Origin of the sequence: Aeromicrobium halocynthiae, from assembly GCF_039531385.1 — a bacterium.
Lineage (GTDB): Bacteria > Actinomycetota > Actinomycetes > Propionibacteriales > Nocardioidaceae > Aeromicrobium > Aeromicrobium halocynthiae.
Map to the genome: position 1 here is coordinate 254013 of NZ_BAAAPY010000002.1, position 19452 is coordinate 273464.

At 71.3% G+C, this 19452-nt stretch carries 22 protein-coding genes and 1 tRNA gene; 14 read left to right on the top strand and 9 right to left on the bottom strand.

The features are described from left to right. Nucleotides 1–118: 118 nt before the first annotated feature. Together ABD213_RS05280 and ABD213_RS05285 are read right to left on the bottom strand one after the other, a co-directional pair. Nucleotides 119–685, bottom strand: coding sequence for a TetR/AcrR family transcriptional regulator (locus ABD213_RS05280; RefSeq protein ID WP_344325424.1), 567 nt, complete (start codon nt 683–685; stop codon nt 119–121). Nucleotides 686–719: 34 nt separating this feature from the next. Continuing rightward, complete coding sequence (locus ABD213_RS05285) at nt 720–1220, bottom strand: DoxX family protein (protein ID WP_344325427.1); 501 nt, start codon at nt 1218–1220, stop codon at nt 720–722. 99 nt (nt 1221–1319) lie between these two features. Between ABD213_RS05285 and ABD213_RS05290 the strand changes: the two genes are divergently transcribed. The 7 genes from ABD213_RS05290 (at nt 1320) to mnhG (ending at nt 8255) form a co-directional block, all read left to right on the top strand. Continuing rightward, nucleotides 1320–2468, top strand: coding sequence for a zinc-binding dehydrogenase (locus ABD213_RS05290; protein WP_344325430.1), 1149 nt, complete (start codon nt 1320–1322; stop codon nt 2466–2468). A gap of 126 nt (nt 2469–2594) precedes the next feature. Continuing rightward, entirely contained in the window at nt 2595–5330 is a 2736-nt protein-coding gene (mbhE, locus tag ABD213_RS05295) for a hydrogen gas-evolving membrane-bound hydrogenase subunit E (RefSeq protein ID WP_344325433.1), read from the top strand. Continuing rightward, complete coding sequence (locus ABD213_RS05300) at nt 5327–5665, top strand: sodium:proton antiporter (RefSeq protein WP_344325436.1); 339 nt, start codon at nt 5327–5329, stop codon at nt 5663–5665. Before mbhE ends, ABD213_RS05300 begins: the two co-directional genes overlap by 4 nt. Next, nucleotides 5655–7223, top strand: a complete 1569-nt coding sequence (locus ABD213_RS05305) for a monovalent cation/H+ antiporter subunit D family protein (protein ID WP_344325439.1) — start codon at nt 5655–5657, stop codon at nt 7221–7223. Before ABD213_RS05300 ends, ABD213_RS05305 begins: the two co-directional genes overlap by 11 nt. Beyond that, nucleotides 7220–7600: a Na+/H+ antiporter subunit E gene (locus tag ABD213_RS05310; protein WP_344325442.1), complete on the top strand. Its 381-nt coding sequence runs from the start codon at nt 7220–7222 to the stop codon at nt 7598–7600. Before ABD213_RS05305 ends, ABD213_RS05310 begins: the two co-directional genes overlap by 4 nt. Next, nucleotides 7600–7899, top strand: coding sequence for an MrpF/PhaF family protein (locus ABD213_RS05315; protein WP_344325445.1), 300 nt, complete (start codon nt 7600–7602; stop codon nt 7897–7899). The genes ABD213_RS05310 and ABD213_RS05315 overlap by 1 nt, the downstream gene beginning before the upstream one ends. Then, nucleotides 7896–8255 (top strand): monovalent cation/H(+) antiporter subunit G, encoded by a 360-nt coding sequence (mnhG, locus tag ABD213_RS05320; protein ID WP_344325448.1) that lies wholly within the window; start codon nt 7896–7898, stop codon nt 8253–8255. Before ABD213_RS05315 ends, mnhG begins: the two co-directional genes overlap by 4 nt. Before the next feature lie 3 nt (nt 8256–8258). Here mnhG and ABD213_RS05325 read toward each other — a convergent pair whose 3' ends face one another. Beyond that, complete coding sequence (locus ABD213_RS05325; protein WP_344325451.1) at nt 8259–9473, bottom strand: HNH endonuclease signature motif containing protein; 1215 nt, start codon at nt 9471–9473, stop codon at nt 8259–8261. A gap of 200 nt (nt 9474–9673) precedes the next feature. After that, nucleotides 9674–10219: a TetR/AcrR family transcriptional regulator gene (locus tag ABD213_RS05330; protein WP_344325454.1), complete on the bottom strand. Its 546-nt coding sequence runs from the start codon at nt 10217–10219 to the stop codon at nt 9674–9676. Nucleotides 10220–10308: 89 nt separating this feature from the next. Between ABD213_RS05330 and ABD213_RS05335 the strand changes: the two genes are divergently transcribed. The 7 genes from ABD213_RS05335 to ABD213_RS05365 all read left to right on the top strand — a co-directional run bounded on the left by ABD213_RS05335 (nt 10309) and on the right by ABD213_RS05365 (nt 15304). After that, nucleotides 10309–11247: an alpha/beta hydrolase gene (locus ABD213_RS05335; protein ID WP_344325457.1), complete on the top strand. Its 939-nt coding sequence runs from the start codon at nt 10309–10311 to the stop codon at nt 11245–11247. Next, a complete protein-coding gene (locus ABD213_RS05340) occupies nt 11244–12035 on the top strand; it encodes an SDR family NAD(P)-dependent oxidoreductase (protein WP_344325460.1) in 792 nt (263 codons plus the stop codon). Before ABD213_RS05335 ends, ABD213_RS05340 begins: the two co-directional genes overlap by 4 nt. A 108-nt stretch (nt 12036–12143) precedes the next feature. Further along, nucleotides 12144–12530, top strand: a complete 387-nt coding sequence (locus tag ABD213_RS05345; RefSeq protein WP_344325463.1) for a DUF6153 family protein — start codon at nt 12144–12146, stop codon at nt 12528–12530. Nucleotides 12531–12628: 98 nt separating this feature from the next. After that, nucleotides 12629–13018: a DUF305 domain-containing protein gene (locus ABD213_RS05350; protein ID WP_344325466.1), complete on the top strand. Its 390-nt coding sequence runs from the start codon at nt 12629–12631 to the stop codon at nt 13016–13018. A 96-nt stretch (nt 13019–13114) separates the two neighbouring features. Continuing rightward, entirely contained in the window at nt 13115–13981 is an 867-nt protein-coding gene (locus ABD213_RS05355; protein WP_344325469.1) for a WD40/YVTN/BNR-like repeat-containing protein, read from the top strand. A gap of 483 nt (nt 13982–14464) precedes the next feature. Then, nucleotides 14465–14632 carry a hypothetical protein gene (locus tag ABD213_RS05360; RefSeq protein ID WP_344325590.1) on the top strand — a complete coding sequence of 56 codons (168 nt, stop codon included), beginning with the start codon at nt 14465–14467 and terminating at the stop codon, nt 14630–14632. Nucleotides 14633–14695: 63 nt separating this feature from the next. Further along, entirely contained in the window at nt 14696–15304 is a 609-nt protein-coding gene (locus ABD213_RS05365; protein ID WP_344325472.1) for an integrase core domain-containing protein, read from the top strand. A gap of 42 nt (nt 15305–15346) precedes the next feature. Here ABD213_RS05365 and ABD213_RS05370 read toward each other — a convergent pair. From ABD213_RS05370 to ABD213_RS05390, 5 genes are all read right to left on the bottom strand, one after another. After that, nucleotides 15347–15419 (bottom strand) — tRNA-Lys (locus ABD213_RS05370). Between the two features lie 56 nt (nt 15420–15475). Further along, complete coding sequence (locus ABD213_RS05375) at nt 15476–16663, bottom strand: histidine kinase dimerization/phospho-acceptor domain-containing protein (protein ID WP_344325475.1); 1188 nt, start codon at nt 16661–16663, stop codon at nt 15476–15478. Then, nucleotides 16656–17372, bottom strand: a complete 717-nt coding sequence (locus tag ABD213_RS05380; protein WP_344325478.1) for a response regulator transcription factor — start codon at nt 17370–17372, stop codon at nt 16656–16658. Before ABD213_RS05380 ends, ABD213_RS05375 begins: the two co-directional genes overlap by 8 nt. Next, on the bottom strand, nt 17373–17699 hold the full coding sequence (locus tag ABD213_RS05385; RefSeq protein ID WP_344325481.1) for a hypothetical protein: 327 nt from the start codon (nt 17697–17699) through the stop codon (nt 17373–17375). It lies immediately after the preceding gene. Nucleotides 17700–17753: 54 nt separating this feature from the next. After that, the gene (locus ABD213_RS05390) at nt 17754–19268 is read right to left on the bottom strand and encodes an Ig-like domain-containing protein (RefSeq protein WP_344325484.1); all 1515 of its coding nucleotides are present in this window, start codon (nt 19266–19268) and stop codon (nt 17754–17756) included. Nucleotides 19269–19452 lie beyond the last annotated feature (184 nt).

Sequence of the window (19452 nt, forward strand, 5' to 3'; positions counted from 1 at the left end):
CCCTCGGCCAGCCGAGCGGTCCAGGTCTCGGTGGTCGAGTAGCGGGGACGGCGACGAAGGAGCGGGTCCCCGCGTGTCGAGGCCACGTCCGGGCCCACGTCCGGCTCGGTCCGCGGACTCAGCGCAGGCCGGCGGTGAGGAGTCGGGCGAGGTTGCGGTAGGCGTCGGCGTCACCGAGCCCGGTGGCCTCGGTGACGCGTCCGCGGTGGATCCCCTCCATCACGAGGGTCACGACCGCGCCGACGAAGACGGGGTCCACGTCGAGGTCGCCGGCGTCGGCGAGCAGGCTGCGCACCCGGTCGGCGGCGGCCTCGGTGTTGCGCCGGTACACCGCTCCGGCGGACGGGTGCGTGTCGAGGTCGGCGAAGAACCGCGGTGACGCGGCGGACAGCTCGGTGGCGATGGACTCCAGGTACGTGCCGACGCGTTCGACGGGGTCGGCGGTGCGTCGCACCTCCTCCTCGACGCGGTCGGTCGCGCGCCGGAAGAACGCTCGGACGGCGGCGGCGACGATGAGGTCCTTGCTCTCCGCGACGACGTAGAGCGTCGACTTGGAGCACCCGAGCCGCCGGGCCATCTCCTCGACGCTGAGTCGCCCGAAGCCGTCGCGCAGGAGTTCCTCGACGAGCGCGTCGAGCAGCTCCTGACGGCGGCGGTCGGGGGCTCGCACGGGCCGGACGGACATGAGCGTCAGGCTATCGGCCGCGAGCCGCAGCGTCTCACGCCTCGTCGTCGGCCGGCGGACGCCAGCAGACGGCGAGCATCGCCACGGCCCCGAGCATCCCGACGCCGAGCGCACCGATGCCGACCGCCCAGCTGCTGACATCGGTACCGAGGAGCTCGTCGACGGACCACGAGCCGCCGCCGAGCGTGGCCAGGACCGTGAGGGTCGCGACGAGCACCATGACGTACTCGTAGCCCTCGCTGGTGATGAAGAAGCCGTTAGGACGGTGCACGGTGGCGTACGCGGTCACCATGACGCCGATCCCCGCGGCGGCCGCGAACGGGACGAGGAGCCCGGCGATCAGCGCGACGCCGACGGCGATCTCCAGGTACGAGGAGACGGCGGCCTGCAGGCGGGCCGGCCGTAGCCCGATGCTCTCGAACCACCCTGCCGTGCCGTCCAACCCGCCGGGCCCGAATCCGTGGTTCCAGCCGTGCGCGATGAACACCGCGCCCACGACGACGCGGAGCACGAGCACGGCGACGTCGAGATCCATGGGTCCATCATGGTCCATCGGCTCCCCGGGGGCCCATCGGAACCGTCCGATCCGACCGTTCGGCCGGTCCCGCGGACCGGCGGAGGGCATCATGACCCCATGAGAGCCGTCGTCTGCGAGCACCAGAACCTCGAGGTCCGCGAGACCCCGACCCCCGTCCCGGCGAAGGGCCAGGTGCTGCTGAAGGTGCAGCGGACCGGCATCTGCGGGTCCGACCTGCACGCGCGGGTCCACGCCGACGCCGCCGCGGACGTCGCCGCCGAGGTGGGCTACGACGACTTCATGCGTCCCGACACCCCGGTGGTGATGGGCCACGAGTTCGTCGGCGAGGTGGTCGAGTACGGGCCCGGGACCAAGCGTCGGTGGGCGCCAGGGACCTCGGTGGTCGCGCTGCCGCTGCTGCGTCAGCCCGACGGCCTGCACATGACGGGCCTGTCACCGAAGGCCGGCGGCGGGTACGCCGAGTACGTCGCGGTCTCCGAGGCCGTCGCCTTCGAGGTGCCGTCGAACGTCCCGGTCGAGCACGCCGCGATGACCGAGCCGCTCGCCGTCGCCTGGCATGCGGTGCGCAAGGGGGACGTCGGTGCCAAGGACGTCGCCGTCGTCATCGGCTGCGGGCCGATCGGTCTCGCCGTGATCCTGATGCTCAAGGCATCAGGGGTGCGCACGGTGGTGGCCAGCGACCTGTCCGCGGGTCGTCGCGAGCTGGCCCGACGGTGCGGTGCCGACGTGGTGGTGGACCCGTCCTCGGAGTCGCCCTGGGCGCGCTTCGCGTCGGACAAGCGCTACCTGACCAGCGCGGAGGACCTCATGGGTCTCGGCATGACGACGATGGAGCGGCTGCGGGCGGTCTCGATCGTGCCCTGGCAGAGCGTGTTCCGGCTGGGGGAGCGTCTCGGTGCCCGGCCGAGCGGTCCGGTGGTCTTCGAGTGTGTCGGCGTGCCCGGCATCCTCGACTCGATCATCGCCGAGGCCCCGCTGCTGACGAGGATCGTCGTCGTGGGGGTGTGCATGGAGCCGGACTCGTTCCGTCCGGTCATGGCGATCAACAAGGAGGTGGAGCTGCGGTTCGCGTTCTGCTACGACCCGGCCGAGTTCCACGAGACCTTGCAGATGGTCGCGTCGGGAAAGGTCGACCCGAGCCCACTCGTGACGGGGACGGTCGGCCTGGACGGTGTGGCCGACGCGTTCGATGCCCTCGCCGACCCGGAGAGGCACGCCAAGATCCTGGTCGACCCGAGCCGCTGACGGCTCCGCCGCCGTGCTCGCGGACATCGCGGTACCGTCGAGTGGACCCTGCCCGGCTGTGCGAAGATGTTCGGCGACCACGGCCGCAGGATCGCCCCCGCCGATGGATTGAGGGAAGGACGTCCCGTGACGCTGCTGCTGGCCCTCGCGACCATGCTGGTCGCGGTCGTCGTGGCTCGTCCGCTGGCGTACCGGCTCGGGCGCGACGCCGGCTACCCCATGGCGGGGCTCTTCCTGCTCGCGCTCGCCCTGGTGCTGCGCGGAGCGCCGGAGGTGCTGTCCGGTGGCGTGGTGGAGGGCCGGTGGACCTGGATCGCGAGCCTCGACGTCGCGCTGCGGCTGCGGCTCGACGGCCTGAGCCTGATCTTCGCGATCCTGGCCCTCGGCGTCGGCGCGCTCATCATGGCCTACTGCGCCCGGTACCTGAGCGAGCAGTACGACCACGGCCGGCTGTACATGCTGCTCAGCCTGTTCGCCACGGCCATGCTCGGGATGGTCCTGTCGGCCGACATCATCGTCCTGTTCGTGTTCTTCGAGATCACGACGCTGTGCTCGTTCTTCCTCATCGGCGCGCAGGGTCTGCACCAGGCCAAGCCGGCCACGCGGGCCTTCGTCGTCACCGCGTCCGGAGGCCTGGCGCTGCTGGCCGCCGTGCTGCTCCTGTGGCACGTCACCGGCACCACCGACCTCACGGCCATCCTCGCCGACGCCGACCAGGTCACCGACTCGCCGCTCGCGCCGTGGATCGGCGGCCTGGTCATCTACGCCGCGATCACGAAGTCGGCGCAGTTCCCCTTCCACTTCTGGCTGCCCGATGCGATGGTCGCCCTGACGCCCGTGAGTGCCTACCTGCACGCCGCGACGCTCGTCAAGGCCGGCATCTACGTGCTGATGCGCTTCTCCCAGCCGTTCACCGACTTCTGGTGGTGGACGTTCGTCCTGGTGACCATCGGTCTGATCACCACCGTCATCGGTGCGCTCTTCGCGCTGCAGCAGCACGACCTCAAGGCCCTGCTCGCCTACTCGACCGTCAGCCAGCTGGGCTGGATCGTCGCCCTGGTGGGCGTCGGCACCCAGGACGCACTGAGCGTCGCAGGATTGCACGCCTTCTCCCACGCCCTGTTCAAGGCCACCCTGTTCATGCTCGTCGGAGTGATCGACCGGGAGGCCGGGAGTCGGGACATCCGCGAGCTCTCCGGCCTGTACCGGGTCATGCCGTTCACGGCGGTCCTCACCGCGATGGCGGCGATGTCGATGGCCGGGCTGCCGCCGTTCCTCGGGTTCGTGTCGAAGGAAGAGAGCTACTACGCGTTCCTCGACCTCCCCGGCACGTGGGGCCTCGTCGTCGGGGGGGTCGCCGTCCTCTCGGCGGCCTTCACCTTCGCCTACAGCGTCCGCCTCGTGTGGGGCGCGTTCGCCGGTCCCACGCAGCAGCGTCGCCTCTACGACGCCGCGCCGAGCTTCCTCGCTCCGGCGGCGGTACCGGCGGTCGTCGGTCTGCTGCTGGGCCTGTTCGTCGCCCAGCTCAACCCGCTGTTCGACCGGTCGGTCCAGGCGACCGTGCTCGCGGAGTCCGCGCGTGCCGACCTGCGCCTGGTCCCCGATCCCTTGACCTCCCCGGCGTTCGCGATGTCGATCGCGACAGTGCTGCTGGGTCTGATGCTGTTCCGGGCCCGCGAGCCCGTCGACCGCGCGCTGCAGCGGCTCGACCTGCGGGTGCGCGGCGTCGACGTCTACGACCGCGCCTACGCGGCCCTGCTGCGCGCGTGCGACCGGGTCGCGGCGCCGGCGCGCTCGGGTGAGCTGGCACCCCACCTGGTGTGGCCGCTGCTCTCGCTCGTCGTGCTCGCGGTCGGCGTCGTCGTGCTCGGCGGGGTCGACGGGGTCGGTCCGCCGGTCTCTCGACCCGAGGACTGGGTCGTCGTCGCGTTGACGGCGCTGGCCGTGCTCGGCCTGTGCCTGAGCCCCTCCCGATTGGGGGCGGTGGTGGTGCTCGGTGTCGTCGGCTTCCTGATTGCGGCCTGGTTCCTGCTGCTCGGCGGTGTCGACCTGGCCCTGACCCAGATGCTCGTGGAGATCCTCACCGTCGCGGTCGCGGTGCTCGTCCTGCAGCGGTTGCCCGCACGGTTCGCGCCGACGCCGAGGACACGGCGGGTGGGTGCGGCGGCGCTGGCCGTCGCGGTGGGACTCGCCGCCGGTGCCGCGACCCTGCTCCTCACGGGGCGCAGCGGGCCCACCGCAGCGGCGCAGTGGTACGTCGAGGAGTCCGAGGACGCCGCCGGCGGCACGAACCTGGTGAACGCGATCCTCGTCGACTTCCGCGGCCTCGACACGTTCGGGGAGATGACGGTGCTGGCCGTGGCGGCGATCGGCCTGCTCGCGTTCCTTCGGGCGGACGCCGCGCCCGACGTGCGGGCGCGGTCCATGGACCTGCCCGGCGACCGCACCGTCATCCGCAGCGCCGCACGGATCCTCGTGCCGGTGATCTGCGCCGTCTCGGCGTGGCTGCTGCTGCGTGGGCACTACGAGCCCGGAGGCGGGTTCGTGGGGGCGCTCGCGGCGGCACTCGCCCTGGTCCTGGCGCGTCTGCCTCGCGGGGCGGACGCGCGGTCGCGCCTCGACCCGGCCGTCCTGCTCACCGCGGGGCTGGTCGTCGCCGTCGCGGCCGGCGCGCTGGGACTGCTCGACGGGTCCTTCCTGCGTCCGCTCACCGGTTCGATCGAGATCCTCGGCCTCGACCTGAGTCTGACCACGTCGCTGATCTTCGACCTCGGGGTCTTCCTGGCCGTCCTCGGTCTGGTCGTCGCGGCCATGGACCGGTTCTCGCGCGGCGCGACCCCTACGGGAGGTGCCATCCGATGAGCGCAGTGGTGCTCGTGACGGTCCTGGTCGCCGGTGGCGTCTACCTGGTGCTGCAGCGCGGGCTCGTCCGCGCGACGCTCGGGTTCGTCCTGATCGGTCATGCCGCCAACGTCATGATCCTCGCCGCGGGCGGGCAGGACGGTCGCGAGCCCGCCTACGTCGGCGAGGGTCGGTCGTCGGCCGGGCTGTCGGACCCCCTCCTGCAGGCCTTCGCCCTCACGGCCATCGTGATCACCTTCGCCCTGACGGTCTACCTGCTCGCGCTTGCCGGGCACGGTGGGGACGACGACGGAGCGCCGAGCGACGTCGAGGAGGAGGCCGCTGATGAGCACTGAGGTCCTGCAGCCGTTGCTGCCCGCCTTCGTCTGGCTGCCGATCCTCGCCGGCGGCATCGCCCTGGCCGTCCGAAGGTCCGTCGTGGCGCAGCGCGCGGTGGCGTTCAGCGCTCACACCGCGATGCTGGTCGGCGCGGTGGTCGGCCTGGTCGCGGTCAGCGGTGGTGACCTCGTGGTCGAACAGGTCTCCGGCTGGGTGCCCGGCGTGTCGATCCCGTTCGTGCTGGACACCTTCGCGGCCCTCATGCTCACCGTGGCCGCCCTGATGGTCCTGGTGTGCAGCGTGTTCGCTGTCCTCACCCACGACGACGTCGACCCCTTCTTCCACCCGCTGGTGCTCGTGCTGTCGGCCGGGGTGCTGGGAGCCTTCCTCACCGGGGACCTGTTCAACCTGTTCGTGATGATCGAGGTGGCGCTCATCCCGTCCTACGTCCTGCTGACGCGCAGCGGGTCGGCGGCGGCGGTCGCAGCAGGACGGATCTACTTCGGCGTGAACCTCCTCGTCTCCGGGGTGCTGCTGTCGGGGATCGGGCTCGTCTACGGCGCGGCGGGCACCGTCAACCTCGCCGAGCTCGCCGGGCGTGCGTCGGACTCGACGGCGGTGGCGCTGGCGGCCGGGGTGGTCCTGCTCGCGCTCGGCGCGAAGGCCGCCCTCGTGCCGGTGCACTCCTGGCTCCCGCGGTCCTACCCGTTCGCATCGGTGGCGGTCACCGCCCTGCTCTCGGGACTGCTGACCAAGATCGGCGTGTACGGCGTCTTCCGCGTCTACGGACTCCTGCACGACGGTCGCGGCCTGGAGACCGTGTGGCTGGTGGTGCTGCTCGCGACGATGGTCGTGGGCGTCCTGGGCGCGCTCGGTGAGTCGACGATGCGCGCGGTGCTGAGCTTCCACATGACGAGCCAGGTCGGGTACATCATGGTGCCGCTGGCCTTCTTCGGACCGCTCGCGATGGCCGCAGGCATCTTCTACATGGTTCATCACATCATCGTGAAGGCCGCGCTGTTCCTCGCCTGCGGAGCCGTCGAGCACCACGCCCGCAGCGGACGGCTGAGCCACCTCGGCGGCTACGCACGACGCGAGCCCTGGCTCGGTCTGGTGTTCATCGTCAGCGCGCTGTCGCTCGTCGGCATCCCCCCGCTGTCGGGGTTCGTCGCCAAGGCGCTGGTGATCCGCGAGTCCCTGTCGGCCGGGTCGTACGTGGCGGCCGCGTTCGCCGTCGTCGTGAGCCTGTTGACGCTGTTGTCGATGCTGAAGATCTGGAACGGGGTGTTCTGGGGGCCCGACCCGGAGTTCGAGCGCGAGGGGCCGCTCGACACCGCAGCGACCGCCCCGGACGTCACCGACCCCTCCTCGGGCAGGCTGCGCCCGGAGTTCGTCACCGCCCGGGTGCAGCGGCCGACGAGGGTGCCGCGTCGACTGATCCTGCCGGCGGCGTTCCTGGCCGCGTGCACGGTGACGATCGGGCTGGGCGCGGAGGTGCTGCTCGAGCTGAGCATGACCGCCGGCGAGGGACTCAGCGACTCGACCGCCTACGTCGAGGCGGTGCTGACGCCGTGACGATCGTGCGCCGACTGCTCCGGTTCCCCGGGTTCGCCGTGTGGTTCGCCTGGCAGATGCTCAGGGCCAACGCCCAGGTCGCGGCTGACCTGCTGACGCCGGGCAGCGCCTCGACGCCCGCGATCGTCGCCTACCGGACGCGTCGGCTCTCGCCCATGGAGCTGACCGCGCTCACGAGCCTCATCACCTTGACGCCTGGGACGTTGACGATCGACGTGGACGTCGACGAGCGGGACGACGACCAGGTGCTGTACGTGCTCGGGCTCTACGCACCCGCGGACGCGCGGGACTTCCATGCCGAGCTCCGTGAGCTCGAGGACCGTCTGCTGCGGGTCGTGCGTCCTGCTCGCGACCTCGTGGCCGAGGAGGAGGGGTGATGGGCGTGTCGCTGCTGGAGGCCTTCGGGTGGGTCGGTCTCGCCGTGTTGGCACTGACCGTCCTGCCGGCGCTGTACCGGGTGGTCCGAGGTCCGGACGAGGCCGACCGTGCGGTCGGTGCGGACCACGTGTTCTTCGTGCTCGTCGGGTCGTTGATGCTGCTGAGCCTGGTCTGGGACCGGGACCTGCTCATCGACCTGGTCGTCGTCGTGACGGTGATCGGCTTCATCTCGGCCCTCGTCCTGGGCCGCTACCTCGGTGCCACGCGGGCCGAGCGTGAGGACGGTGGCGACCGATGAGTCCGGCGGACGTCCTCGGGGCCGTCGCGAGTGTGGTCGCGGCGTCGATGATCGTGGTCGGGGTCGGGCTGTTCGTCGTCGCGGCCGTCGGACTGGTGAGGTTCCCCGACCCGTACACGCGGCTGACGGCCGTGACGAAGTCGGGCACCCTCGGCTTGGTGCTGGTGCTGCTCGCCGTCATGATCGCCGCGCCCGGTGTGCAGAACGGGGTCAAGCTCGCGATGGCGATCGTCCTGCAGCTGCTGACCGCGCCGGTCGGCGGGTTGTCGCTGAGTCGCGGGATCTTCCGCTCGGGTGCCCGGCTGCCGTCGGACCTGCTCTACGACGAGATGACGGACCGGCGCCAGGACGGCTGACGCTCAGGCGGCGGTGTACTCGATGATCATGCGGGCTAAGCCGTCGCCGAGGATCGTGGGTGGTGCTGGGCGGGGGGCGTGCTCGGACGGGGCCGTGTCGATGGTGCGGCCGGAGCGCAGGGTCCACTGCAGGACCCCGTGGCCCTTCATGGAGTGGTGCCGTCGACACAGTGCCCACATGTTCGATCCGTTCGTCGCCCCGGTGGGCCAAGGTTCTCGATGGTCGAGGTCACATCTCTCCGCCGGAACTCGACATCCGGGTGCTCGGCAGACTCCGTCCCTGAACCTGATCGCCTTGGCGAGGGTCTCGGGGGCGAACCTGCCGGCGTAGTCGTGAGCCAAGGTGTCCCCGTGGATCGGGTCGGTGATGATGCGGTGCCAGAAGGTGTCGTCCGCGTCGAGGTCGTCGAGGATCCACGACGCCGGCACCGACCACTCGCCGTCGGAGGACTCGGCGTGGCCGTCGGCGAGTCCGGTGAGGACATCGGCCTGGATCATCACAGCGACGTCGCCACTGATGGTCGGGAGGTCGGTGGTCTCGCCGTGGGTGAGCCACGAGACGAACATGTCGGCCGCACGCTGCGGCAGCGTCCGATCATCGTCCTCGTCGACGGGGGTGCGGGCGGCGCGGTCGAGTCGCTTCATGACCGCGGTCGCCTGGTGGGACGGGAGGTAGGCCGAGAGCCAGGACATGCCGTCGTCCAGGTGCGTCACCTGCACGTACCGGTCGGCCCGAGCCTTCTCTGCTCGGTCCAGGGCCTCCTCCGGTTCCACCCGGGTGAGGAAGCGCTTGACCCAGGCTCGTAGCTCGCTGGTGGTGTGGGTGGTCGCGTAGCGAAGCGCCGCCTCGTCCAGCCGCGCCCAGGACTCCTCCCGCTCGAGTCGGTCCAGGCCGGTGGAGATCTCCCGCACCCGAGCGGCATCGATCCGCCCGTCCAGGAACGCCACCCACGAGACTGGCGCGCGTTCGATCATCCGGTCGGCGATGGCGAGCCGCGCGTTGACCTGTGCCTGCGACAAGCCCATCTCCTGCCCGATCTCCAGAGCGATCATCGATCGCTCGACCAGGGCGCGCATCGGCGAGGCCGACGCCTCGATCCGCGCCACCTCGGCGTCACGGAACCGGACCATCGCGACGTACGACGCAGCCTCTGCCATCGCGAGCGTCCGGGCCGCGAGAGCGAGCGGCCGGTCGCATGCGGTGGTTCCGATGTCCATGTAACGAACATACGCTCGACCACTGACATCCCTCGACGGCCCGACGGCTCAGCTGCGGTGAGCGTCCTGCCACGACGCGGCGGGACTCCGCGAGGCCGGCCAGGTGCCGGCGTCAGGAGGAGCGGGTCGCTGACTCGCTCGCCCTGGTCACTGGAGCGAGGAGAACGCGACGTAGCCCACGACCATGCGAGGACGCTCGTTCACCCGTGCCCGTGGCCGGTCGTGAGGAGCTCGAGCACCGCCCGCTGTTCCTGGGGCGGCAGGGGGTGCATCAGCAGACCCTCGATCGCGAAGACCCCGAGGCGCGTCATCGCGGGCACCCGCTCCTCGGGGACGCCGACCTCCCGGAGGCCCTCGGCGAGCATGGCGTCGGTGAGCTCGTGGAACCCGTCGTGCCACGCTCCGACCGCCTCCGACGTGGTCGCGAGGGCGTGGACGGTGGTCACGAGGCGGCTCTGCTCCTGCAGGCGCTCGACGATCCAGAGCAGCTGGTCGGTGGGCGACCGGTCGACGAGCTGCTCGAGGTCGCCCAGGATCGTGGCGAGCAGGTGGTCGAGGACCGCGAGGAGCAGTGCCTCCTTGTCCTCGACGTACCAGTAGATCGTCGTCGTGGTGACGCCGGCGGCCCGCGCGACGGCAGCCATCGTCGTCTTCTCGTACCCGACGTCGGCGAACAGGGTCGCCGCCGCGGCGACGATCTCCGCGGACTTGGTCTCCCGGTCCTGCGGACGTCTGTTGCGAGGCACACGTCACCTTATCTTGAATGACGTTCAAGACATCCGGTAGCCTCTTGAACATCATTCAAGAGCGGTGGCACGCCGGGTCAGGAGGAGACATGGGCGAGTCGGTCGACGGCGGCATCGTGGTCTCGGAGGAGTGGTTCGACTCCGGCGGCACGCGGTGCGCCGCGCGGGTCCACCGACCCGGCACCGCACGCCGGACGCCCGTCGTGGTGATGGCCCACGGGTTCGGCTCGGTGCGGGCCCTGCGGCTCTACGCCTACGCGGAGCGGTTCGCCGCGGCCGGCTACGCGGTCGTGGTCTTCGACTACCGGGGCTTCGGCGAGAGCGAGGGTCGACCGCGCCAGGTGCTCGACATCGCGATGCAGCACGCCGACTGGCGGGCGGCCCTGCGCTTCGCCAGGTCGCTCGACGGTGTCGACGCCGACCGGGTCGTCGCCTGGGGCACGTCGTTCGCCGGCGGGCACGTGCTCACGCTCGGCGGCCGGGGCGAGCCCCTGGCTGCCGTGATCGCGCAGGTGCCGCACGTCAGCGGCCCGGCCGCGCTCCGTTCGGCGGGCGTGCGCGCCGCGCTGCGGACCATCGGCCCTGCTGTCCGCGACGTGGTGGCCGCGCAGCTCGGTCGCGAACCGGTGCACGTGCTCTGCGTGGGACGGCCGGGCGAGACCGCGATGATGACCTCCCCCGACGCTCGTCCCGGGATGCTGCGGCTCCTGCACGAGTCGGGCCTGACAGAGGACGCCTATCCCCAGACGGTCGCCGCCCGCATCGCCCTGAGGATCGGCTTCTACTCACCGCAGCGGCACGTCGCCGGCATCGACTGCCCCGTCCTCGTGCAGATCGCCGCACAGGACGCGATCACGCCGCGACGCGTCGCCGAGCGGGCCGCCTCTCGCATCCGGCGCTCCACCGTGCGCGTCTACGACGGCGGGCACTTCGACCCCTACGTCGCGCCGCTCTTCGACACGGTCGTCGCCGACCAGGTCGACTTCCTCCTCCAGCACGTCCCACCCCTCCCCAAGGAGCACGCATGAGCACGTCCCGCACCGCCCTCGTCACCGGCGCCTCGTCCGGCATCGGTGCAGAGTTCGCCCGTCACCTCGCCGCCGAGGACATGAGCCTCGTGCTCGTCGCCCGACGCAGGGACAAGCTGGACGCGCTGGCCCAGGAGCTTGCGGAGCGACACCAGGTCAGGGTCGAGGTGGTGGTGGCGGACCTCAGCGACCCGGCGGCGCCGAGGGCGATCGTCGAGGAGCTCCGCGAGCGTGGTCTCGCGATCGACGTCCTCATCAACAACGCCGGCCTGTCGGGGAGCGAGGCCTTCCTCGCGACCGACTGGTCGTCGCTGGCCGCGGAGATCCAGGTGATGGTGACGGCGGTGACCGAGCTGGCACACCTCCTCGCGCCGGGCATGAAGGAGCGCGGCTGGGGCCGCATCGTCAACGTCTCGTCGCTCGCGGCCTTCGCGCCCCCGGGCGAGAGCCTGCTCTACACCGGCATCAAGAGCTACGTCCTGAACATGTCCCAGGCGCTCGACATGGAGCTGAAGCCGTTCGGCGTGCACGTCACGGCCCTGTGCCCCGGATTCACCCGCAGCGAGTTCCACCAGACGATGGGCAGCGCCGATGCCGCCGCGAAGCTGCCGTCGGTCCTGTGGCAGGAGTCCGACGAGGTCGTCCGCGAGGGGTGGACCGCCGTCCAGAAGGGCAAGCCCGTCTGCGTCCCGGGTCGGGTGAACAAGGTGCTCTCCCACGCCATGCGTCCGGTGCCGTTCCGCGCCCAGTACGTGATGGGGCGGACGTTCAACCCGTTCGCGCACTGAGGACGCACAGGTCAGGCGTCGTCATCCGACTGAGTCCCGGGTGTTGCCGGTTAGTCTGGCGTGGTGGAAGGACAGTCCCCCTCGAGCGCCCTGAGGCATCGTCGGAGCGTGAGGTTCGCGGCGTTGGCCGCTGTGCTCGCCGGACTGTTCACGATGCACACGATCGGGCTGCACGGCACGAGTGCTCCCGCTGCGTCGTCGACCGTGGTGCCGGGCGCTCACTCCGACGCCGTTCACGGGTCGGTCGCTCCCGAGGCCCGTGCCACGGCCGGTCACTCCTGTCCGGAGTGTGCGGACTCCCACGCCGGGATGGCCGGAATGTGCCTGTCGCTGCTGTTCGCGGTGGCGATCTCGCTGCTCCTGCTGCGGCCACGCCTGTTCGCCCGGTGGTCGCTGACGCCCTTGCGTCTGCGCGACGCCCGGTGGCTGCCGTCGGTCACGGCTCGACCGCCTCGGCCACCCTGTCTGCACGTCCTCTGCATCAGTCGGACCTGAGGGACGCTGGCGCCCACCCACCGGGTGGTGCTCTCCAGCCGACCCTTCGGGCGGGCCCCGTCGTCGCCCGCACCCACGACTGAACGACAGGACCAGAGATGAAGAACACCACACCCGCGACGGCTGCCATCGTCCTCGCGCTCACCGTGAGCCTGACCGGTTGCGCCGGCCCCGACGACACCCGCTCCGGTGCCGCGGAGACGGGCCAGGCCGACGCCGACGTCAACGACGCCGACGTCAGGTTCGCCACGATGGTGCTGCCTCACCACGAGCAGGTGATCGAGGTGTCCGACATCGTGCTCGAGAAGGACGGCCTCGAGCCGGAGGTCGAGCAGCTGGAGGGCTGGCTCGATGACTGGGGCGTCGATCCCGACGACATGAGCGGGATGGACCACGGCTCGATGAGCGGCATGATGTCGGCGGCCGACCTGGCGGAGCTGCGCTCGGCCGAGATCGAGCAGATGGAACGTCTGCTCCAGACCCTCTGACGGGAGGTCTGGGCGGGGTGGACGCGACGTCTGCCCCGGCACGCCTCTCCCTACTGCCTCGCACAGCACTGCCACCTCGCACCCCTTGGAGATGACATGACCCGACCGTCCCGACTGACAGCCCTCTGCTTCGCCGGTCTCACCCTCGCCGGCTGCGCACCATCGGCCGATGACCCTGCACCGCCGGACCTCGGACACGTCCACGCGCTCGCCTTCGACGATGCCGGCGAGCTGTTCGTCGCCAGCCACCACGGCGTCTACGCGATCGACGCTGCCGAGCGCACCGCCGAGCTCGTCGGTGACGTCGAGTTCGACGCCATGGGCATGGCCGGCGCCGGCGAGGACATCCTCGCCTCCGGCCATCCCGGTGACCTTACCGACGACGTGTTCGTGCCGCCCGACATCGGCCTCGTGCGGCACACCCCCGAGCGCGGCTGGGAATCGGTGGCGCTCGCCGGGCAGACCGACTTCCACGGACTGGCGACGTCCGACGCCACCCCCGACGTCGTCGCAGGACTCCCTGCTGACCGCGACGCGCTGGCGGTCTCCGAGGACGGTGGGACGACCTGGACGGACCGCGCCACGGTCGAAGCGCGAGACCTCGCCGTCGATCACGTGGACCCCGCGATCGTCGTCGTCACCACCGAGGACGGACCGCTGGTCAGTCGCGACGCCGGACGGACCTTCGCGCCGGTCGAGGACGCGCCCCTGCTGGTGGTCGTCGCCGCGGACCCGACCCGCGAAGGTGGTGTCGTCGGCGTCGCAGCCGACTCCACGATCTGGAGAGGCTCAGCCGTCATGCCCGGTACCTTCGAGCGTCTCGGCGCGTCCCAGGGGCCGGCCGTCGCTGTGGCGGTGCATCCGGTGCGCGGTGGGCTCGCTGTCGCGGTCGCCGACGACCGGGGCGTCGTCGTCAGTGACGACGACGGGAACACATGGGACCTCGTCCTCCCGGCATCGTGAGTCTCGGCCCACGGCCCCGCCCTCGATCCGGACGGTGCTTCGACGAGGGACCACATTCGAAGGTCGCCTGCGCGTCATGCCCGAAGCATGACGATCCGTCGGAGAGATCCCTCTCGTTCTAGCGGTTCTCGCGCGGGATCCAGGTCTCGGCGGACTGGACCCGGACCAGATCGACGGACGAAGCCAGAACCAGCTCGAGCGCCATGCGAGGGGACCGTGGCTCCACCGGCAACGGCGACGTCGCAGGACACGACCACGGTTGAGACGGTGGGCCCCGTGGTGTCCTGGTCCACGACATCGGGATGGGGTGTCCCGCGTCATCGGAATGGGCGTGTCTCACGACTTCGGAATTGCTGAACCGACGATCCGGCGGCACCTGATGCTGGTGCATGTCGAAGCGTCACCTGGTCATCACCGCCGTCCTGTCGGGTTCGTCGTAGAGCGAGGTCGCCCGCACCTACGGTGTCTCCCAGGGCAGCGGTGGTGGTCGAGCGGATCCTCGCGCTGCGCGACGACCTCACGACGCGGGGTCATGACGCGGGCGCCGACACCATTAGTTGGCACCTGGCGCACCGACACGGACATCAGGTTCCGCGGTCGACGATCCACCGGATCCTGACCCGCCACTGCCGCATTCCGCGCCACGACTGAAGATCACGGACTGCCGGCGTCGGTGCTGACCGACAACGGCATGGTCTTTCCCCCAAGCACTTCGTGCAGGGAGGTGCCCCCACCACCCGATTCTCCGGCGGCCGCGGCGGACGCAACCACCTCGAGCACGAGCTCCGGCAGCTGAACGTCCGGCAGAAGAACTCCCGCCCGAACCACCCGACCACCTGCGGCAAGATCGAACGATTCCAGCAGACGCTGAAGAGGTGGCTCCGCGCCCAACCAGTCCAACCGGCCACGATCACCGACCTCCAGACACTGCTCGATCAGTTCGTCAGCGACTACAACCACGACCGGCCCCACCGCTCGCTGCCGCACCGAGCGACCCCGGCCACGGCCTATACCGCACGGCCGAAAGCCACCCCCACCAGCGACCGGTCCGCCGACACCTACGACCGGGTCCGGACCGACAAAGTCGGCTCCAACGGCACCGTCACCCTCCGAGTCGCCGGCCGGCTCCGACACATCGGGATCGGGCGAACCCACGCCCGAACCCACGTCCTGGTCCTCACCCACGACCTGCACGTCCGCGTCGTCAACGTCACCACCGGCGAGCTCCTCCGCGAGCTCACCATCGACCCGGACCGCGACTACCAGCCCACTGGCCGACCCCGCGGCCCCGCCAAGAAGAGGAAGCCCGGACCCCCACAATGAGGGTCCGGGCTGTCCGCAATGTCTTGAGACATCACACAACGGTGGGCCCCGTGGGACTCGAACCCACAACCCGCGGATTAAAAGTCCGCTGCTCTGCCAGTTGAGCTAGAGGCCCGCGCGGGTCGGGCCCGCACGAGCGTCAGGGTACGGCACGAGCGGCGGGGGTCGTCGTCAGTCGCGGTGGGGGAGCGTGAGCACGAGGTAGTGGCGGTCCGTGTCGTCGACGCGCAGGTGACCGCCCAGGGCCTCGGCGCGCTCGCCGGCGACGGAGAGCGGGTCCTCGTCGTCCGGACCGAGGCGGTGGACGTGGCCGGGGTCCATGCGCCGCGGCCCCGCGTCGCCGACACGGATCTCGACCCCGGCGCCGACGGCGCGGACCGCCACCTCGATCGGGCCAGGGGCGTCGCGGGAGTCGTCCAGCATCGCCTCCAACACCACGAGCAGCTGGTGAGGATCGATGCGAGTGGGTAGGGGCTCTGTCTCGCCCATCACGACCGTGGCGCGCTGCTCCGACGAGTCGGACCAGCGCTCGACCCCGTGGGCGACCAGGCGTCCGAGGTCGACGGCTGCTCCGTCGTCGGGACGTTCCAGCAGTTGCGTGACGGCAGCGTCGAGCCGGTCGAGCTCGCTCACGGCTCGGGTCAGCTCGGACGCCACTCCAGGCGTCGTCTCGGGCCACATCGACAGGTCCTCGAGACTGAGCCGGAGCGCCGTCACCGGGGTCCGCAGCTCGTGGGAGGCCTGCGCGGCGAGCTGGCGTTCGCGCTGCTCCTGTCGTGCGATGCGCACGACGGCGCTGCCGAGGGCGACGCGCAGCCGCTCGGCCTCCGGGATGGAGAACGGTGGGAGGTCGGGCGCCGTGCCCTGCCCGGTGAACGAGTCGGTGGCGTCGGCGAGGGCACGGAACGGACGGGCGAGCCGGTCCGCGAGGTACAGCCCCACCAGACCCGCGAACAGGCCCAGCAGGAGCACGAGCAGGACGAGCGGGAGCAGGGCGTCGGCGACGCGGTCCTGCGTGCCCGCGGACGACGTCGTGACGGTGAGGGTCCCGCCGGAGTCGAGGTCGGTCGTCACCACGACGTCGTCGGACAACGTGCCGGCGGTGACGACCGCGCCGTCGCTGACCAGCCGTACCCCCTCGCCCGCTCCCAGCAGCTCCGCGAGCGTCTCCTCCGTCGGCGGGCGGCCGGCCTCCAGACGGGCGTCGACGACGTCGGCCAGGAGAGCGGCGGTGCGCTCGGCGGACCGCTGGTCCTGGGCGGCGACAAGGTCCGCCGTCGCGTAGGCGCGGGGGACGGCGAACAGGGCGAGGGAGACGAGCGTCAGCCCGACGAACGCCACCACGAGCCGTTCACGCATCGGGCGTGACGTCCTCCAACCGGAAGCCGACGCCCCGCACCGTGACGACCCGGACACCGGCGTCGGCGTCGTCGAGCTTCTGGCGCAACCGTCCCAGGGTGGCGTCGAGCGTCTTGGTGGAACCGAACCAGTTCTCGTCCCACACCTCGTCCATCACGCGCTCGCGGGTGATGACGGTGCCGCGCTCGGCGTCGAGCAGCGCGAGCAGGTCGAACTCTTTGACCGTCAGACCCAGCTCGTCGTCCTCCACCCAGACGCGCCGGGCGTCACGGTCGACACGCAGGCGCGTCGACGTGTCGTCCGAGGTGGACGGAGCGGTCGTCTCGGGCGCGACGCCGGCGCGAGCGGCGCGGCGCAGGAGGGCCCGTACGCGGGCCAGCAGCTCGGCGAGAGGGAACGGCTTGGCGAGGTAGTCGTCGGCGCCGACGTCGAGGCCGACGACGCGGTCGATCTCGCTCCCGCGCGCGGTGAGGATCATGATCGCTCCGTCGAAGCCGGCGCTGCGTGCCCGGCGGCACACGTCGAGGCCGTCGAGGTCCGGCAGGCCGAGGTCGAGCAGGACGAGGTCGACACCGCCGGCCGCGATGCGCTCGAGTGCGGCACCGCCGGTGGCCGCACGGTCGACGACGTACTCCTCACGCTCGAGGGCACGCACGAGCGGCGCGGCGATCTGGTCGTCGTCCTCGACGAGGAGCAGCTGGGAGGGCATTCACAGAGCATAGAAGTTTCCGGGGCTCGTCTCTCGCGAGCGGCCCAGCGTGGCGACGACGAGGAGCGCGCTGACGGTCACGGCGAGGGCCACGAGCGCGACGGTGACCCCGTCGACCGGCCGCACCGGTCCGCCGGGGACGCCGACGGTGGAGACCAGCACCGCGCCGACGGCCTGGGTCGCGGTGGCGCCGGCAGCGACGGGGGCGCAGTACGGGCACGTGCCGGTGACCAGGCGCACCGACGACGTGATCCCGGCGAGCGCGAGGGCGCCGGCTCCGACCAGGACCCAGGCCCCGGCGTCGGCGACGACCACGAGCAGCAGCACGGCGGAGGCCGCGGTGGCGAGCGCCGCGAGGGGGGGTGGCGGTGTTGGCGGTCATCAGAAGTCCCGCGAGGCGGGGCCGGACTCGGTGGCGGACGAGGCCGCGATCGCCCGACCGAGGGTGTCCCGCACGGCGGCGGGCGTCCAGACCATCGTGGGGGTGCCGCCGGGGTTCGCGAGGTTCGGCGAGGAGGTGAGCACCACGGTCACGACGGTGCGCGGCGTTCCCGTGGCGGTGTCCGTCGACGCCGTCATCGTGGCGGTGAACGTGGTCGTGCCGTTCAGGAAGTTGTTGTAGCGGGCGCCGAGATCGATGATGCCGAGCTGCGTCCCGTCGATACTCAGCGTGCTGTCGCTGAAGAACAGGTTGGAGGTGAAGCGTCCGGTGACGCTGCGGGAGCCGCGGTCCCAACCGCTCAGGATGGAGCCGAGGTCGACCTCGCGGTTGAAGGTGTAGGTGATGCGGTCGCCGGCGTCCGGTCGGCCGATGGCGCTGCCGCCGTGGGCGGCCTGGATGTCCGCGGCTGCCAGCGGGGCGTTGAACACGCGGCGGGCTCCCACTGGCGCCGAGGTGAGCGTCCCTTGGCTGTCGGCCATGACGGCGCGCAGGTCGTAGAGCCCGTCGGTGACGCCCGTCGTGTTCCACGAGCAGCGGTAGGGAGCGGAGGAGGCGGTGCAGATCGTCGTCCACTGGTTCGCTCCGGCCGGGGAGCGCTGGATGGCGACGGAGGTGACACCGCCCGGTGCGCTCGCGGTGGCGTCCACATTCACGGTGCCGCTGAGCGGCGAACCGGGGTCGGCGAGGGTGACCGCGCGGGGCGTGTTGTCGACGACGCGACCCGTGACGGTGGCGGAGGTGGCGGAGTTGCCGACGACGTCCGTGGCGACGGCGCGCACGCTGTAGGTGCCGTTGGCCAGCTGCTTCGTGTCGTAGGCGCACGAGTAGGGAGACGAGGTGCGGGTGCACAGCGTCGTCCAGGAGCTGCCGTTGGACGATGCCTGGATGACGACCTGTGCGACGCCGGAGCCGGCGTCGGACGCGGATGCCGAGAAGGTCGTGGTGCCGGTCAGCAGAGCGCCCGGGTCGTTCATCGTGACCGACGGGGCCTGGTTGTCCACCAGCGTGGTGCGGACCGCGGACGTGGCGGTGTTTCCCGCGCGGTCGGTGGCGACGGCGCGTAGCTCGTGGGCGCCGTTCGCGGTACCGGTGGCCCAGGCGCACGAGTAGGGGCTGGTGGTCACGGTGCAGATCGTGGTCCAGCTCGAGGCGCCGGCGGCCCGGGCCTGGATGCGGACGTCGGGGACGCCGGAGTCGGCGTCGGACGCGGTGGCGGTGAGGGTCACCGTGCCGCGGACGGCGGGGGCCGGGGCGTTGAGGGCGACGGTGGGGGGCGTCCAGTCGCTCGCGGCCTGCACGGTGGCGAGGGCGGGGGTGGTCACGGAGGTGAAGGTCGCCGACGACAGCGACGGTCCGAGCAGCACCATGAGGGGAGCGCCGGCCAGCGCGACGAGCAGGGCGAGTCGCCGCGGAAGGCGGCGTCGTGCCTGACGGTGACGAGGGGTGCTGACCATGAGGTCAACGCTACGGAGACTCGTTCCACAGCCGTTCCACATCCGGTCGACATCGGCTCCACAGTCCAGGACTGCTCGAGGGGCTCGTCGACCCGACAGCGCGGGAGCGGGACGAGGCCGGCCTCCGGGCCTCGGGAGGGGGAGAATCGCTCGGGGCGGACCAGCGGGGAGACGCTGTCCGCGA